We start from the raw sequence: 15,586 nt of genomic DNA on the forward strand, positions 1-15,586 counted from the left end.
GGTCTCGGCGGTGCGCCGGGCGGCACCTCGTCGTCGTCGCCTGGCACTCCGACGCCTCGATCCGCAGGCCAGGACCTTCGTCCTCCTAGGTGCAACCTTCCTGCAACGATGCGCGACCTAACGTCCTGCCGTGTCGCGACGAAGAGGTCGCGCCCCGCGCCCCGCCGCCCCGCGACGGCCCGCGGCCCCTGTCACAGGAGGGTGGACGATGACCGTCTACGCAGCCCCCGGTCAGCCCGGCAGCCCCGCCCGCTACCGCGACCGGTACGACCACTGGATCGGCGGCGAGTGGGTGGCCCCCGCGTCCGGCCGGTACTTCGAGAACCCGACGCCCGTCACCGGCCAGACGTTCACCGAGGTGGCCCGCGGTGACGCCGACGACGTCGAGCGGGCCCTGGACGCCGCACACGGTGCAGCCCGGTCCTGGGGCCGGACCACCGCCACCGAGCGGGCCCTGATCCTCAACAAGATCGCCGACCGCATCGAGCAGCACCTCGAGGAGATCGCCGTCGCCGAGTCGTGGGAGAACGGCAAGCCGGTGCGCGAGACCCTGGCCGCCGACATCCCGCTGGCGATCGACCACTTCCGGTACTTCGCCGGTGCGGTACGGGCCCAGGAGGGGTCGATCTCGGAGATCGACAACGACACGATCGCCTACCACTTCCACGAGCCGCTGGGTGTGGTGGGCCAGATCATCCCGTGGAACTTCCCGCTGCTGATGGCCACGTGGAAGCTGGCCCCGGCGCTCGCCGCCGGCAACACCGTGGTGATGAAGCCGGCCGAGCAGACGCCGGCGTCGATCCTCTACCTGATGGAGCTGATCGCGGACCTGCTGCCGGCAGGCGTGGTCAACGTCGTCAACGGCTTCGGGGTCGAGGCCGGCAAGCCGCTCGCCTCGAGCAACCGGATCCGCAAGATCGCCTTCACCGGCGAGACCACCACGGGCCGGCTGATCATGCAGTACGCCAGCCAGAACATCATCCCGGTCACCCTGGAGCTGGGCGGCAAGAGCCCGAACATCTTCTTCGAGGACGTCGCCCGCGAGAAGGACTCGTACTACGACAAGGCGCTCGAGGGGTTCACCATGTTCGCCCTCAACCAGGGCGAGGTGTGCACGTGCCCGTCCCGCGCGCTGATCCAGGAGTCGATCTACGACGACTTCCTCGCCGACGCCACGGCCCGGACGCAGGCCGTCAAGCAGGGCAACCCCCTGGACACCGAGACGATGATCGGCGCCCAGGCGTCCCACGACCAGCTGGAGAAGATCCTCAGCTACATCGAGATCGGCAAGGCCGAGGGCGCCACGGTCCGCACCGGCGGTGAGCGTGCGCACCTCGACGGCGACCTGGCCGGCGGCTACTACGTGCAGCCGACCATCTTCGAGGGCAAGAACTCGATGCGGATCTTCCAGGAGGAGATCTTCGGTCCCGTGGTGGCCGTGACCAGCTTCGAGGACTACTCGGACGCGATCCACATCGCCAACGACACGCTCTACGGCCTCGGCGCCGGCGTGTGGTCCCGGGAGCAGAACACCGCCTACCGGGCCGGCCGTGACATCGAGGCGGGCCGGGTGTGGACCAACTGCTACCACGCCTACCCGGCGGCGGCGGCGTTCGGCGGCTACAAGGGCTCGGGCGTCGGCCGCGAGAACCACAAGATGATGCTCGACCACTACCAGCAGACCAAGAACCTCCTGGTCAGCTACTCGGGCACCAAGCTCGGCTTCTTCTGATCGAGCCCGGCGCGAGGGTGCCCGGCCGGCCCCGGCAGGCTGGCCGGGCCCCTCGCAGGGTCGGGGGGCGACGAGCGGACGATGACCGTCGGCGGGGTCCGACGCACGCGACGGCGTGACGACGACGGACGCGACGGCGTGACGACGACGGACGTGACGAGACGGACGTGACGAGACGGACGTGACGACGACGGACGAGGAGGTCCGATGACGACGACGGTGCAGCGGGTGGCCGCCACCGAGGCGGCGCTCGACGAGCTGCGGTCGCTGCGCGACCGCCACGGGCCGCTGATGATCCACCAGTCCGGCGGCTGCTGCGACGGCTCGTCGCCCATGTGCTACCCGGCCGGCGACCTGCTGCTCGGCGACGCCGACGTCCACCTCGGCGACCTGCGACTGACCGGTGACGAGTCGGCCGAGGGCGCCACCGGGGGCGCTGCCGACGTGGTGCCGGTCTGGATGGGCAAGGCGCAGTACGCCTACTGGCAGCACACCCACCTGACCGTCGACCTGGTGACGGGCCGCGGCGCCGGCTTCTCCCTCGAGGCCCCGGACGGTGTCCGGTTCATGATCCGCTCCCGCCTGCTGACCGACGCCGAGCTGACCACCCTCCGCGCAGCGGGCCTGCTGCTCGACCCCCCGGTCGGCCCCGCCGCCTGACTGCCTGCCGACCGCCCCCCGGTGGCCCCGGCGAGATGAGCACAACGCACCCAGACGAGCACAACGCACTGCTCGTCTCAGTGCAGAGTGCTCATCTCGTGCGGGCGCGGGCGCGGTGGCTGTCCAGGAGGGCGCCGACCATCGGGACCAGGGCGCGCGAGGCGTCCATCGCCGCCGGCTGTCGCCAGAACGAGTGGATCTGGCCGAACGTCTCGAAGCCGACCACCTCGGCACCGGCCTCCGCCAGCGCGGTCGCGTACGCACGGCCCTGGGCGGCGAGGGGATCGTGCTCGGCGGTGACGACGAGCGCCGGCGGCACCTGCGACAGGTTCGGTGCGCGCAGCACCGACACGTCGGGGTTGTCACCGAGTGATCCGGGCGCGTAGTGCTCCCAGAACCAGTCCATCTCGGCTCCGGTCAGGGCGGCGGTGTCCGCCGCAGGATCGAGCCGCCACCGGCGGTCCGTCGGCGGGTACATCAGCACCTGGAAGTCGAGCGCGGACGGCTCCCGCACGGTCAGCCCGGCCAGCAGGTTGGCGCCCGACGAGTCACCGATGCCCGGCAGCCAGCTCGCGTCCACGTCGTGCTCGGCACCGCGCGACCGCAGCCACCGGGCCGCCGTCTGCACGTCGTCGAGCGGGGCCGGGTAGGGATGCTCGGGCGCGCGCCGGTAGTCGACGGCCAGCAGCGCCCATCCGGTGGCGTCCGCCAGGTAGCGGCAGAAGGCGTCGTGCGTCTCGAGGTCGTGGAACATCCAGCCCCCGCCGTGCACGTACAGCGCGATCGGTGCACCGCGCCGCGGTCGGTAGAGCCGGACGGGCACACCGTCGGCGTCGAGGTCGGCGACGTGCTCGATCGGCGCCCGGTCCGGCTGGGCGAGTGCCGCGCTCCGGGCCGCTGCCCGATCGTCGTCGACCGTGGACAGGTCCGGCGGCCCCGAGGGGGGCAGCTGCTCGAGGAGGGCGCGCGCCTGCGGGTGCAACGTCATGCCGGGAGGCTACGGGTCAGGGTTGGTGCCGAGACGAGCACTTTGACGCGAGACGAGCAGATCGGACTGCTCATCTCGCGTCAAGGTGCTCATGTCGAGCGGGTGTGGTCGGCGGTGCGGTGCGGCAGCCCGGCGGGTCAGCGGCGGCGGAGCAGCCAGATGCGGGGGTGGTGGCCCTTGGCGTAGACGCGCAGCGGGTCGCGGATCGGGGTCCACAGGTCGGCGGCTGCCGCGACGGCGTGCTGCATCACCGTGACCTCGTGGGTCAGCACCGCGAGGCGGGCACCGCGCGCGGCCACCGCGTGGGCCGCGGCGAGCAGGCCCGCGTGCAGCGCCGGCGCGTCCGCATGGCTCCCGACCAGGCCGCCCCACGGCGGGTCGGCCAGCACCAGGTCGAACCGCTCGCCGGGGAGCAGCGACCGCAGGGCGACGGGGTCGGCGGCATCGCCCCTGGTCAGACGGGCTGCACGGCCGAGGCCGGCCGCCCGCAGGTTCTCCTGGGCGCCGGTCAGCACGTCCGCGTCGAGGTCGACGCCGACCGCCGTCGCCGCCGGACCCGCCAGCAGCCGCTCGATCAGCAACGTGCCCGACCCGCACATCAGGTTGAGCACGCGGTCCTCGGCCCGGACGCCGGCCAGCCGGCTCATCGCTGCGGCGATGGTGCCGTTCGCGGCACCCGGCAGGTCCACCACGCGCCACCGCCGCGCGGACAGCGGCCGCGGTCCGATCCGCACCAGCACGTCCCAACCCGGGTCCGCCTCGCCGTGCCGTCGGCCGCGGCGCACCTTCACCACCAGCTCGCCGTCGTCCGGCCGGTGCTGCAACCCGGTCGCCTGGTGCAGCAGCTCGGCGAGCCGGCCGAACACCGCCGAGTCGGCCCCGGCGGCCTCGAAGCGGAAGGACGACGAGCCCGCCACGCGCAGCGACGCGTACACCGCGTCGACGATGCGGGCCAGGTGGTCGCCGCTGGTCAGCGACCGGGGGCGTGGCACGTCGAAGTGCAGGTGGATCCACGCGGCGACCGCCGTGCGCAGCTCGAGGACGTCCCGCAGCGGACCGGTGTGCTGCACGGCGAGCGCGTCGTCCCGGCCGGGGACCGCCATCGGTGGCTGCGCGACGACCAGCACCTGCGTCGCCTCGGCGGCGAGCACGTCACCGAGCCCGGGCAGGAAGGTCAGCTCGAGGGCCGTGCCGCGCGGGCCGCGCGGGCTGCGTGGGGCCGGCGCGGCGGCTCGTGCGACTCGCGCGCGGTCGGCCGTCCGGTCGCCTGCATGCCTCGGCGGACGTCCGCGGTCGTCACCACGGCGCGTGTCGGTCCGCTCGTCGCGCCCACGCCCGACAGCTCGCGCGTCACGCTCGTCGCGACCACGCCCGCCGGAACGCTCGTCCCGACCGTGCCCGCGACCGCCGCGGCGCGCGGGTGGCTGCGCCACGCCGTCAGGCCGAGACGGCGTCGAGCGCGCCGACCGCCCGCAGCACGAACTGCTCGGTCTGCTCGATCGCCCGCCCCCGCGCGACACCCTCACCTGGCACGCCGCGGCCGGACAGGCAGGCGTTGACCAGGGGGACGGTGGTGGACAGGTCCTGCTCGGGGAACACCCCGGCCGCGATGCCGCGGGACAGCACGCCGCGCAGCACCCGCTCGAAGTCGGTGACGTGCTCGCGCAGCCGTGCCTGGGTGGCGCGGGACAGCATCGAGCGCAGCTCCGAACCGGGCAGGTGGTGGTCGTGCTTGAGCTGCACCATCGCGCGCACGTAGCTGCGCAGCTGCTCGACGGGGTCGTCCACGTCCGCCAGCGACTCCTCGAGCGCGTCGGCGTAGGCCTCGGTCGAGTGGGCGATGTACCCGACCAGCAGCGCCTCCTTGTCGGCGAAGTGGTTGTACACGGCCGTGCGACCCACCCCCGCCGTCGTGGCGATGTCGGCGAGCGTGATCGTGTCGAACCCGCGCTCGGCCAGCAGCTCGGCCAGCGCCGCGAACAGCCGTCGGCGCGTCTCCTCGCGGTGCTCGCGGAGCGACCCGCCGATGATCTTGGGCATGCTGACATGGTCGCACACGCCGTCAGCAAAGCCTTCCCTCAGCGCCGCGGCGCGGGTGTGGCCCTCGGCACGTCTGAGGCAGACTCGAGCCGACCGCCGGGCCGTGCCGGCGCCGGAGGAGGAGGACCGCGTGGCCGCCGAGATCGAGCCGGACACCAAGGACTGGACCTGGGTGCTGCAGCAGCCGTGCCCCGAGTGCGGGTTCGACGCGACGACGGTGGACCCGCGCTCGATCGGCGCGACCGTCCGCGCACTGGTGCCCCGGTGGCAGGCCGCGCTGACCCGGGACGACGTCCGCGAGCGCCCGCAGCCGGACGTCTGGTCCACCCTCGAGTACGGCGCCCACGTCCGCGACGTGTTCCGGGTGATGGACCAGCGGCTGGCGCTGCTGCTCGAGCAGGACGACCCCGAGTTCGCCAACTGGGACCAGGACGCCACCGCGGTGGCCGAGAGGTACGACCTGCAGGACCCGGCGGTCGTCTCGCACGAGCTCGGCGGCGCGGCCGCCGTGCTCGCCGACCGCTACGACTCCGTCCCGGACGACGCCTGGCAGCGACCGGGACGCCGCTCCAACGGCTCGGTGTTCACCGTCGACACGCTGGGCCGGTACATGCTGCACGACGTGCTGCACCACCTGCACGACGTGCGCGGCTGACAGCTCCGCACCACCTCACAGCTCCGCACTACGGCGCCGCCGGGTCCTCCGGCACGTCGGGCGGCACCTCCACCGGACCGGCCTCCGGCGGGCGCGGCTCGTCCTGCGGGTGCAAGCGCACCGCGACCAGGGCGACGTCGTCCTCCCGCCGGCCGGGCAGCACGCGCTTCAGCAGCTCGTCGCACAGCTCCGCGAGCCCGAGGTCCTTCGGTGCCAGCTCGGCCAGCAGGGCCTCGAGGCGTGCCATCCCGTCGCGCACGGGCATGTCCCGCCGCTCCACCAGGCCGTCGGTGTACAGCAGCAGGGTGCTGTCCCGCTCGAGCACCACCTCGGTCTCGTGCCGGGGGGTGTCCGGCATGATCCCCAGCAGCGGGTCCGGCTTGCCGTCCCGCAGCGGTTCGACGGTGCCGTCGGCGTGCAGCAGCATCGGGGTCGGGTGGCCGGCGTTGGACCACCGCACGCGGGTCCGGTGCTGGGCCAGCTCCTCCGGGGTCTGCTCCAGGCGCGCGACGACGGCGGTGGCGATGGACTCGGTCTGCAGCGTGCGCATCGCCTTGTCCACCGTGCTGAGCACCTCGCCCGGCGCACCGCCGGTCGCCACGGCGATGCCGCGCAGGATCGAGCGCACCTGGCCCATCTCGGCAGCGGCCAGCACGTCGTGCCCCACCACGTCGCCGATCACCAGCACCGTCGCGCCGTCCGGCTGGAGGAACGCGTCGTACCAGTCACCGCCCACCCGGGCCGCCTCGGCTGCCGGCTCGTACCGCACCTCGATCTGCAGGTGGTCCGGCGACGGCGGCTTGGTCAGCAGCGACCGCTGCAGCCCCTCGGCGAGCGTCAGCTGCTCCTTGTAGAGCCGGGCGTTGTCGAGCGCCAGGCCGGCACGGCCGGCCACGTCCGCCGCCAGCTGCAGGTCCTCGTCCGTCAGGGGCGCACGGCCCCGGTCGTGGAACAGGGACAGCACGCCGACGGTGCGACCGCGGCCGCGCAGTGGCAGGACGGCGCCGTTGCCGGGGTCGAGGTGGCGCAGCAGCTCGCTCGCCTCGCCGGGCACCAGCACCTCGAGCATCGAGGCGGTGGCGTCGCCGGGGATGATCACCGTCTCACCGGTGCGCGCGGCGCGGTTGAGGAAGGACTGCGGGGTCAGGGACGCGAGCCGCTGCGTGGCGTACCGCTCCACCAACGCCCGTCGTCCTGGGTCGTGGTGCCACGAGCCGACGTCCCGCAGCCGCGGGCCGCGCCGCGGCTCGCCGGGCTCCACCAGCGTGACGACGCTCCAGTCGGCCAGCAGCGGCACCACCAGCTTGGCAAGGCGCCCGACGGCCTCCTCGGCCTCCAGCGTCTCGGACAGCTCCACGGCGACGGTCGACGCGAGCTGGGCGCGGCGGGCGGCAGCCGCCGCCAGCGCGGCGTCGCGGCGGCGGCCGGTCACGTCGAGGAAGTAGACGGACAGCCCGTCCGGCGTCGGCCACGCGTGCACCTCGTACCAGGCGTCCAGCGGTGCCGGGTAGTAGGCGTCGAAGTTGACCGGCTCGCCGGTCTCGACGGCGCGGCGGTAGCTGGTCTCGAACCGGGAGCCGATCGCCTCGGGGAACAGCTCCCACAGGTCCTGGCCCAGCAGCTCGTCACGGTGGCGCTGCAGCAGCTGCTCGGCGGAGGAGTTGACGTAGGTGAACCGCCAGTGGGTGTCCACCGAGAAGAAGGCCGTCGGCATCGCCTCGAGCACGCGGGCCACCCGCACCTCGTGGTCGCGCTCGGCGGTGGAGTCGAACGCGGCGCCGAGCAGCCGGACCGCCGTGCCGTCCGGGCCGGGCACCGCCAGGCCGCGCGCGGTGACCCAGCGGGTGACACCGTCGGGCCGCACCACCCGGTACTCGGCGGCGTACTCACCGGTGCTCTCGATCGCCTCCCGGATCGCCCGGTGCACCATCGGGACGTCGTCCGGGTGCACCGCCGAGTCGAAGCTCTCGATGGTGCCGCCGAAGCTCTCGCGGTCGTAGCCGAACATCTCCAGCAGCCGCTCGTCCCACGCCAGCACACCGGTGCGCAGGTCCCAGTCGAAGATGCCGATGCCCGCGGCGGCGATCGCCACCCGGCCCAGGGCACGGGCGGGATCCAGGTGGGCGGCGACGCCGTTCGTGTCGGTGCCCGCCCGTTCCATCGCGACGGCCAGCGCTTCGATCTCGATCCGGTACGGCGGCGAGAGGATGGGCTCGTCGTCGTCCTGCGTCGTCATCGTGCCCCCAGTGCCCTGGCGACCTGATCATCGCTCGGTGCGATCATCCCCTGCTCACGCCTCCGGGTCGAGGACGACCTTGACGCAGCCCTCCTCCTTGCGCTGGGACATCCCGCAGGCGCAGGTCAACGCCCGCACGGCGCACCCGTCGTGGGCGTGCGGCTGAGGCGCGTGCCGCGAGACGGCTCGGCGGTGCGGGTCGCATCCATCGGGCAACGGTGCCATCCGCCGCCACGGGCCGCACCCGCAGGTGCGCGGCGCCTGGACGTCAGACGGCGGCGCCCGGACGTCAGATGGTGGCGCCCGGACGTCAGACGGGGGACCGGACCACCCGGGACCTCCTACCCATTGACATCTATCGATGTTCGGGTGACTGTAGCCGTACATCGACACACATCAATGAACGGAGCCCAGAGATGCATCCCGAGCTGTTCCTGCTGCTCTACCAGCAGCGCGAGCGCCAGCTGGAGCAGCTGCACGCCCGTCGCGCGGCCGCTGCCGAGCGGTTCGAGGTGGCCGGCACGCCCGTCGCCCGGCCGGCTGCACGGAGGCCAGCCGTCACGGTGGCGCTGTCGGGCCTGGTCGCACGGCTACGGACCACTGCGTCGTCGACGGTGGCCGTCACCCCGGCCTGCTGCCCGGCACTCTGAGCCTGGTCGCCGCCCGCGTGCGGTGCCGTCCGGCGTCCGCGCCGCCCGCGTCCGCGCCGAGACCCGGCCGCCGAGCCGGGTGCGAGCCGGTCGGTGGGCACCGCGACGCGCCGCTTGCTCACCGACTGGTCACGTGTATAGCCTGCTGGTCGTGCGTACAGCCGATCCGTCGGACGCTCGTCCGTCGTCGGACCTCACCGCCCGCGCCCGCATCCGCGACGCGGCCATCGCGTGCTTCGCGGAAGAGGGTTTCACCGCCTCGTTCCGCACCATCGCGGCCCGTGCCGACGTCTCGCCGGGGCTGATCACGCACCACTTCGCGTCCAAGGTGGCGCTGCGTGCGGAGTGCGACGCCGAGGTGCTGCGCCGCTACCAGGCGCTCAAGACGGACAGCATCGGGGACCCGAGCGGCTTCCTCGTCGCGAACCTGTCCGAGCCCGGTCCGGCCGCCGAGCTGACGCTGTACATGCTGCGGGCCATCCACGCCGGCGGCCCTCCCGCCCGGCAGTTCCTGGAGCGGCTCGTCGACAACGCCCGCGGTGTGATGCAGGCCAGCGCCGAGGCCGGGCTGGTGCGCCCCTCGCGGGACGAGGAGGCGCGCCTGCGGCTGCTGGTGAACCAGGCGTTGGGCGGGTTGCTCATCCAGCTGCTGATCGCACCCGAGGCCACCCCCGAGACGTTCGGTGCGTCGGTGCTGGCGCTGCAGCGCGCGCAGGTCCTGCCGCTTCTCGAGCTCTACACCGAGGGCTTGCTGGCCTCGCCTCGCATCCTCGACGACTACCTCGCCTACCTCGGCGACCCACCGCCTGCCGACGCAGGCGCGGAGCACGACGAGCGCACCGCCTGACGGCGTCGCCACCAGCACCGCGCCGCCACCGCACCTGCCGCCACGGCCTGCGCCGGGCCGGCACCGGGTTGATCCATGCACGTCCCCCACCCACAAGGAAGTCCCATGCCCACCACCCAGCCGGCCGTCGAGATCGAGGGCCTGACCAAGAGCTTCGGCACCGTCCACGCCCTGCGTGGCCTCGACCTCACCGTCCCCGCCGGCCAGGTCACCGGCTTCCTCGGCCCCAACGGCTCGGGCAAGACGACGACGATCCGCATCCTGCTCGGCCTGCTCCGCTCCGACGGCGGCCGCGCGACCGTGCTCGGCGGCGACCCGTGGGCCGACGCGGTCCGGCTGCACCGCTCCATCGCCTACGTCCCCGGCGACGTCACCCTGTGGCCCAACCTGACCGGCGGCGAGGCGATCGACATCCTGTGCCGGCTGTCCGGTCCGCTGGACCCCCGGCGCAAGCAGCAGATGCTCGACCGCTTCGAGCTGGACCCCACCAAGAAGGCCCGCACGTACTCCAAGGGCAACCGGCAGAAGGTCGCGCTGGTCGCGGCGCTGGCGTCCGACGCGGAGCTCCTCCTGCTCGACGAGCCGACCAGCGGCCTCGACCCGATCATGGAGGCCGCGTTCACCGAGTCGATCGCCGAGGTGAAGGCGCAGGGCCGGTCGGTGCTGCTGTCGAGCCACATCTTCGCCGAGGTGGAGAAGCTGGCGGACACCGTGACGATCATCCGCAACGGGGTCACGGTCGAGACCGGCAGCATCGCCCAGCTCCGGCAGCGGCTGCGGACGCAGGTCACCGCGGTGCTGGCCGGTGGCGCCGGGTCGCTGGCCGGGGTCGCGGGCGTGCACGACCTGCAGCAGGTGGACGGTCAGACGAGGTTCACGGTCGACGAGGAGGCGCTGCCGGGCGTGCTGGCGGCCGTCGCGGCGCTGCAGCCGCGGTCGCTGGTGGCCAACCCGCCGTCGCTGGAGGAGCTGTTCCTGCGGCACTACGGCGAGGAGCTGGCGGCAGTGAACGGGGTGGAGAAGTGACCGCCACCGCGCACGCCCCGGCACCCCGGGCCGCGGTGCCGACCGTCGTGGTGCGTGGTCGCCCGGCGGACACGCTCGCGGGGCTCGGCGCGATGGTGCGGTTCGTCGTGCGCCGCAACCGCGTGCGCCTGGCGGTGTGGCTCGTCGTGCTCGTCGGGCTGTTCGCCTACGTCGGCGCGTACTACAAGAGCCTGTTCACCACGCAGCAGGCGCTCGACGACTTCGCCAAGGTGAGCGACACCCCCGGCATCCGGGCGCTGACCGGGCTGGCGGCGGCGCCGAACACCCTCGGCGGGGCCGTCTGGACCAAGGTCTGGATGACGTGCGCGCTGGCGCTGGCGTTCGGCATCGTCTTCCTGGTCACCCGCAACGGGCGGGCGGACGAGGAGGTGGGCCGCACGGAGCTGCTGCGCTCGCGGGAGCTGGGGCTACACGCGTACTCGGCGGCGTCCTGGCTGGTGTGCGCGGTGCTGTCCGTGCTGGTGGGCGCCCTGATCGCCGTCGTCTCGGCCGCCTCGGGGCTTGACCCCTACGGCACCGGCATCACCGGCTCGCTGATCGTCGGCGCGTCCGTCACCGGCGTGGGGCTGGTCGGCCTCGGCGTCGGTGCGGTGGCCGGTCAGGTCACGTCGACCTCGCGCGGCGCGAACGCGCTCGGCTCGGCGGTGCTCGGCGTCCTCTACGTGCTGCGGATGGTGGGCGACCTGGGCGACGGGCGGCTGACCTGGGCGTCGCCGGTGGGCTGGGGCCAGGAGATGCAGCCGTGGGGGGCCGACCGGTGGTGGCCGTTCGGGCTGCTCGTCGTGCTCGCCGTCGTCCTGCTGGCGGTGGCGACCGTGCTCGAGGCGCACCGCGACCACGGCGCCGGGCTGGTGCCGCAGCGACCGGGGCCTGCCGAGGCGCCCGTGCGCTACGCGACCCCGCTCGGGCTGGGCCTTCGGCTGCAGCGCGGGCCTGTGGTCGGCTGGACCGTCACCGTGGTGCTGTGCGGGCTGCTGTTCGGCTCCGTGGTGCACGCGATGGACAACCTGCTCAACGACGCCGGCACGCCGCTGCCCGCCATCCTGCGCGGCCGTGGCATCGACGCGCTGATGGCCGTGCTCGCCGGGATGATCGCCCTGGTCGTGGCCGTGTACGCGGTCCAGTCGGCGACCACGCTGCGGGCCGACGAGGCGTCGGGGCTGGTGGAGACGCAGCTGGCCGGCGCGCTGTCCCGCACCCGTTGGGCGCTGCAGCGGCTGCTGATCCCGGCCGTCGGCGCCGCGGTGCTGCTCGCCGCGGGCGGCGCGCTGCTCGGCGCCAGCTACGGGGCCACGGTGCACGACGGCTCGTGGACCGGCCGGATGGCCGTCGCGGCGCTCGTCTACTGGCCGGCGGTGATGGTGCTGGTCGGGGTAGCGGTGACGCTGTTCGGCTGGCTGCCCCGGCTGGCGGTCGCGCTGACGTGGGGGCTGCTGGCGGCGCTGTGGTTCGTCATGCTGATCGGCGACGCGCTGCACCTGCCGACGTGGGTGCTCGACGTGCTGCCGTTCTCCGCGACCCCCTACATGCCGCTGAACCCGATGCGGTGGACGCCCGTGGTGGTGATGACGGCCGTCGCGGCGCTGCTGGTGTGGGTGGGCGTCGACCGGTTCGCGCGGCGGGACGTCGTCCCCGGCTAGGTCGTCACGGGGCCGCCGGGGTCCGATGACCCCCGGCGGCCCCGATCCGTCCCCCCGAACCGGCGGGCGCGAGTGCCTGTGCGGCGGGCACCGCCGGGGACTGGACGTCGCCTTCCCCCGGGTTCATGCTAGTGACTGTCATTTGGAAGTCACTAGCAGTGGGAGGTCGACATGAGCCTGTCGACGACTGGCACGGCGGGGATCCGTCGGTGGTGGGCGCTTGGTGGCGTCACGCTGGCGGTGCTCGCCGTCTCGATGGACGTCACCATCCTCAGCGTCGCCCTGCCGACCCTCGCGGGGGCGCTGTCGGCCTCCGCCTCGGACCTGCAGTGGTTCTCCGCCGGGTACGCCCTGGTGCTCGCGGCGCTGATGCTGCCCGCCGGCTGGCTGGGGGACCGCGTGGGCCGCAAGCGGGTGCTGCTCGGCTCGCTGCTGCTGTTCGCGGTGGGCTCGGCGGCCTGCGCCGGCGCGGACAGCCCGGCGTGGTTCATCGGCGCCCGCCTGGTGCTGGGCGTCGGCGGTGCCGGCGTGATCGTCATGGCGATGTCCGCCCTGATGGTCCTGTTCGACGACGACGAGCGGCCGCGTGCCGTCGCCGTCTGGGGCGCCGCCAACCTCGTCGCCTTCCCGGTCGGGCCGATCCTGGGCGGCTGGCTGCTGTCCCACGCCTGGTGGGGGTGGGTGTTCCTGCTCAACGTCCCCGTCACCGTGCTGGGGATGCTCGCCGTGGCTGCGTGGGTGCCGGAGAGCTCCGCCGGCCGGCCGCCCCGGCTCGACGGCGTCGGCATCGTCGCCTCCAGTGCCGGGCTGACCGTCCTGACGTGGGGCTTCATCCAGATCGGTCAGGACGGGTGGCGCTCCGTGCCGGCGTGGGCCCTGATGGCCGGTGGGCTGCTGGTGCTGGTCGCCTTCGGCGTCTGGGAGGTGCGGCTGTCCCGGCGCGGACGGCAGCCGCTGGTGGACCCGGCCCTGTTCCGGTCGAGGCTGTTCACCTGGGGGGTCACGCTGTTCGCGGTGCTGACGCTGGCGCTCATCGGCCTGATCTTCGCGCTGCCCCAGTACTTCCAGGCGGTGCTCGGCACCGACCCGGAGGGGTCCGGGCTGCGGCTGCTGCCGCTGGTCGGCGGGCTGCTGGTCGGCCTCGCGCCGTCCCGGGTGCTGGCCACCCGGCTGGGGATCAAGCTGACGGTCGCCGCCGGCTTCGTCGTCCTCGGGGCTGGCCTGGCGCTCGGGGCGACCACGACCCCGGTGTCGGGCACCGGCTTCGCGGCCCTGTGGACGGCGATCAGCGGAGTCGGTACCGGCATGGTGATGGCGACCGTCGCGGCGGCCGCGCTCGCGGAGATCAGCGCCGACCGCGCCGGTGTGGGGTCCGCCGTGCTGCAGGCCGTCAAGGGGGTCGGGGCGCCGCTGGGCGCGGCCGTGCTGGGCAGCGTGCTCGCCGCCGGCTACCGCAGCCGCCTCGACCTGACGTCGCTGCCCGCGCCGGCAGCCGATGCGGTGCGGGCCAACGTGTTCGCCGGCCTCAAGGTGGCGCACACGCTGCACGACGCCGCGCTGGGCCAGCAGGTGCGCGCCGCGTTCGTGCACGGTGTCACCGGCACGCTGCTCGCCTCGCTCGCCGTCGCCGTGGCGGGGGCGCTGCTGGCGCTGGTGTTCCTGCCGGGACGCGTGGTGCCGGCCGTCGCGCCTGAGGCCGACGACGATGCGGGACACGCCGCTGCTGCGGTGCCGGGCGCCGGGAGGGGAGCGGCGCGACAGCCTCGGTAGGGCAGGTGGGGCAGCACAATGGGGCCGTGCCGACCGATGCCGCCTCCGCCGATGCGGTCCCCGCCGACGCCGTCCCCGCTGCCGGGCTGCGCGAGCGCAAGAAGGCCCGGACCCGCGCGGCCATCCAGCACCAGGCGCTGCGCCTGTTCACCGAGCACGGCTACGACGTCACGACGGTCGAGCAGGTGGCCGCCGCCGCCGACGTGTCCCCGAGCACCGTCTTCCGCTACTTCCCCACCAAGGACGACCTGGTCCTGACGGACGAGCTCGACCCGCTGCTGATCGCCGCGTTCCGGGACCAGCCGCCGGAGCTCGGCACCGTGGCGGCGTTCCGCGCGACGCTGCGGCAGGTGTTCGGCGAGGTCGACGCGGGCCAGCTGGCCGACATCAAGGCCCGGGCCACCCTGATCCTGTCGGTGCCGGAGCTGCGCGCCGCGATGCTCGACCAGCTGGCGCAGAGCATCACGTGGCTCACCGAGCTGACCGCCGAGCGCGCCGGCCTTCCGTCGGACGACCCCGCTGCCCGCTCGCTGGCCGGCGCCGTGGTCGGCGTCTGGATCGCCGCCGCCACCCAGTGGGTCGCCCATCCCGAGGACAACCTGCTCGCGGCCCTCGACACGGCGCTCGATCACCTGGAGAAGGGGCTGGCGCTGGGGTCGCGCTGAGGCCGCGGGGCCGCGGTTGGGCGCGGGCCTCGGGCGCGGCGGGCCATGGGCTAGCATGGGCGGCGCGTTCGGGGTGCCGTGCAGGCCCACCGGGTGCCGGACCAGCGAAAGTGCTGGTCACGCGGGTGTAGTTCAATGGTAGAACTTCAGCTTCCCAAGCTGAGAGCGCGGGTTCGATTCCCGTCACCCGCTCCGCGTTTTTCTTAGGTCGCCGAATGGCGCGGCTATGAGGCAGACCCGACATACGGGTTCTTGGCCTGTGGCCCGCTTTCCGTGCCGTCGCCCGAACGGCGCTAGCTCCCGTGGTCCGTAGCTGCGAAGCTCGTTCAATGGCCACCAAGACTGTTCTGCGCGAGTGGGTCCTCGAGGCACTTCGAGCCAACGGTGGTTCGGCCGGTCCCGTCCAGGTCTGCCGGTACATCTGGTCCCATCACGAGGACGAGCTTCGTGACTCCGACGACCTGTTCTTCACGTGGCAGTACGACGTGCGCTGGGCAGCGCAGACTCTTCGGGACGAGGGTGTGCTCGCGAAGGCGAATGGCGACCGACGCAAGCCGTGGACCATCGCGTAGCACCTCCTGATTAGCTCCCGCGCCACGGCGCCGGAGCTCGACCACGGGCGGCGATGGCACGCTGGAGCCCGATCACTTGCCAAT

Annotated in this window: 14 protein-coding genes and 1 tRNA gene; 11 read left to right on the forward strand and 4 right to left on the reverse strand. The window is 73.5% G+C overall.

Going from position 1 to position 15,586, the window contains the following annotated elements; translation table 11 throughout:
- The first annotated feature begins 208 nt into the window (after positions 1–208).
- Both N0B34_RS13645 and N0B34_RS13650 read left to right on the forward strand, forming a co-directional pair.
- Complete coding sequence (locus N0B34_RS13645) at positions 209–1,732, forward strand: aldehyde dehydrogenase family protein (RefSeq protein WP_263731954.1); 1,524 nt, start codon at positions 209–211, stop codon at positions 1,730–1,732.
- Positions 1,733–1,939: 207 nt separating this feature from the next.
- A complete protein-coding gene (locus N0B34_RS13650; RefSeq protein WP_263731955.1) occupies positions 1,940–2,392 on the forward strand; it encodes a DUF779 domain-containing protein in 453 nt (150 codons plus the stop codon).
- A 91-nt stretch (positions 2,393–2,483) separates the two neighbouring features.
- On the opposite strand, the gene N0B34_RS13655 is transcribed toward N0B34_RS13650, so the two are convergent.
- The 3 genes from N0B34_RS13655 to N0B34_RS13665 form a co-directional block, all read right to left on the reverse strand.
- On the reverse strand, positions 2,484–3,380 hold the full coding sequence (locus N0B34_RS13655) for an alpha/beta hydrolase (protein WP_263731956.1): 897 nt from the start codon (positions 3,378–3,380) through the stop codon (positions 2,484–2,486).
- A gap of 137 nt (positions 3,381–3,517) precedes the next feature.
- Positions 3,518–4,531 carry a methyltransferase domain-containing protein gene (locus tag N0B34_RS13660; protein ID WP_263731957.1) on the reverse strand — a complete coding sequence of 338 codons (1,014 nt, stop codon included), beginning with the start codon at positions 4,529–4,531 and terminating at the stop codon, positions 3,518–3,520.
- Between the two features lie 286 nt (positions 4,532–4,817).
- On the reverse strand, positions 4,818–5,420 hold the full coding sequence (locus N0B34_RS13665) for a TetR/AcrR family transcriptional regulator (RefSeq protein WP_263731958.1): 603 nt from the start codon (positions 5,418–5,420) through the stop codon (positions 4,818–4,820).
- Between the two features lie 130 nt (positions 5,421–5,550).
- Between N0B34_RS13665 and N0B34_RS13670 the strand changes: the two genes are divergently transcribed.
- Complete coding sequence (locus tag N0B34_RS13670) at positions 5,551–6,075, forward strand: DinB family protein (RefSeq protein ID WP_263731959.1); 525 nt, start codon at positions 5,551–5,553, stop codon at positions 6,073–6,075.
- Positions 6,076–6,103: 28 nt separating this feature from the next.
- On the opposite strand, the gene N0B34_RS13675 is transcribed toward N0B34_RS13670, so the two are convergent.
- Positions 6,104–8,311: a SpoIIE family protein phosphatase gene (locus N0B34_RS13675; RefSeq protein ID WP_263731960.1), complete on the reverse strand. Its 2,208-nt coding sequence runs from the start codon at positions 8,309–8,311 to the stop codon at positions 6,104–6,106.
- A gap of 416 nt (positions 8,312–8,727) precedes the next feature.
- Here N0B34_RS13675 and N0B34_RS13680 point away from each other — a divergent pair, with 416 nt between their 5' ends.
- From N0B34_RS13680 to N0B34_RS13715, 8 genes are all read left to right on the forward strand, one after another.
- On the forward strand, positions 8,728–8,961 hold the full coding sequence (locus N0B34_RS13680; RefSeq protein WP_263731961.1) for a hypothetical protein: 234 nt from the start codon (positions 8,728–8,730) through the stop codon (positions 8,959–8,961).
- A gap of 151 nt (positions 8,962–9,112) precedes the next feature.
- Positions 9,113–9,808 (forward strand): TetR family transcriptional regulator, encoded by a 696-nt coding sequence (locus tag N0B34_RS13685; RefSeq protein WP_263731962.1) that lies wholly within the window; start codon positions 9,113–9,115, stop codon positions 9,806–9,808.
- Positions 9,809–9,913: 105 nt separating this feature from the next.
- Positions 9,914–10,834 carry an ABC transporter ATP-binding protein gene (locus tag N0B34_RS13690; protein ID WP_263731963.1) on the forward strand — a complete coding sequence of 307 codons (921 nt, stop codon included), beginning with the start codon at positions 9,914–9,916 and terminating at the stop codon, positions 10,832–10,834.
- Positions 10,831–12,495, forward strand: coding sequence for an ABC transporter permease (locus tag N0B34_RS13695; RefSeq protein ID WP_263731964.1), 1,665 nt, complete (start codon positions 10,831–10,833; stop codon positions 12,493–12,495). The genes N0B34_RS13690 and N0B34_RS13695 overlap by 4 nt, the downstream gene beginning before the upstream one ends.
- A 171-nt stretch (positions 12,496–12,666) precedes the next feature.
- Positions 12,667–14,265, forward strand: a complete 1,599-nt coding sequence (locus tag N0B34_RS13700) for an MFS transporter (RefSeq protein ID WP_263731965.1) — start codon at positions 12,667–12,669, stop codon at positions 14,263–14,265.
- A gap of 26 nt (positions 14,266–14,291) precedes the next feature.
- Positions 14,292–14,930 carry a TetR family transcriptional regulator gene (locus N0B34_RS13705; protein WP_263731966.1) on the forward strand — a complete coding sequence of 213 codons (639 nt, stop codon included), beginning with the start codon at positions 14,292–14,294 and terminating at the stop codon, positions 14,928–14,930.
- Positions 14,931–15,051: 121 nt separating this feature from the next.
- Positions 15,052–15,122, forward strand: a tRNA-Gly gene (locus N0B34_RS13710).
- A 137-nt stretch (positions 15,123–15,259) separates the two neighbouring features.
- The gene (locus N0B34_RS13715; protein ID WP_263731967.1) at positions 15,260–15,502 is read left to right on the forward strand and encodes a hypothetical protein; all 243 of its coding nucleotides are present in this window, start codon (positions 15,260–15,262) and stop codon (positions 15,500–15,502) included.
- The last annotated feature ends 84 nt before the right edge of the window (positions 15,503–15,586 follow it).

This window comes from Cellulomonas sp. SG140 (assembly GCF_025770785.1).
Classification (GTDB): Bacteria; Actinomycetota; Actinomycetes; order Actinomycetales; family Cellulomonadaceae; genus Cellulomonas.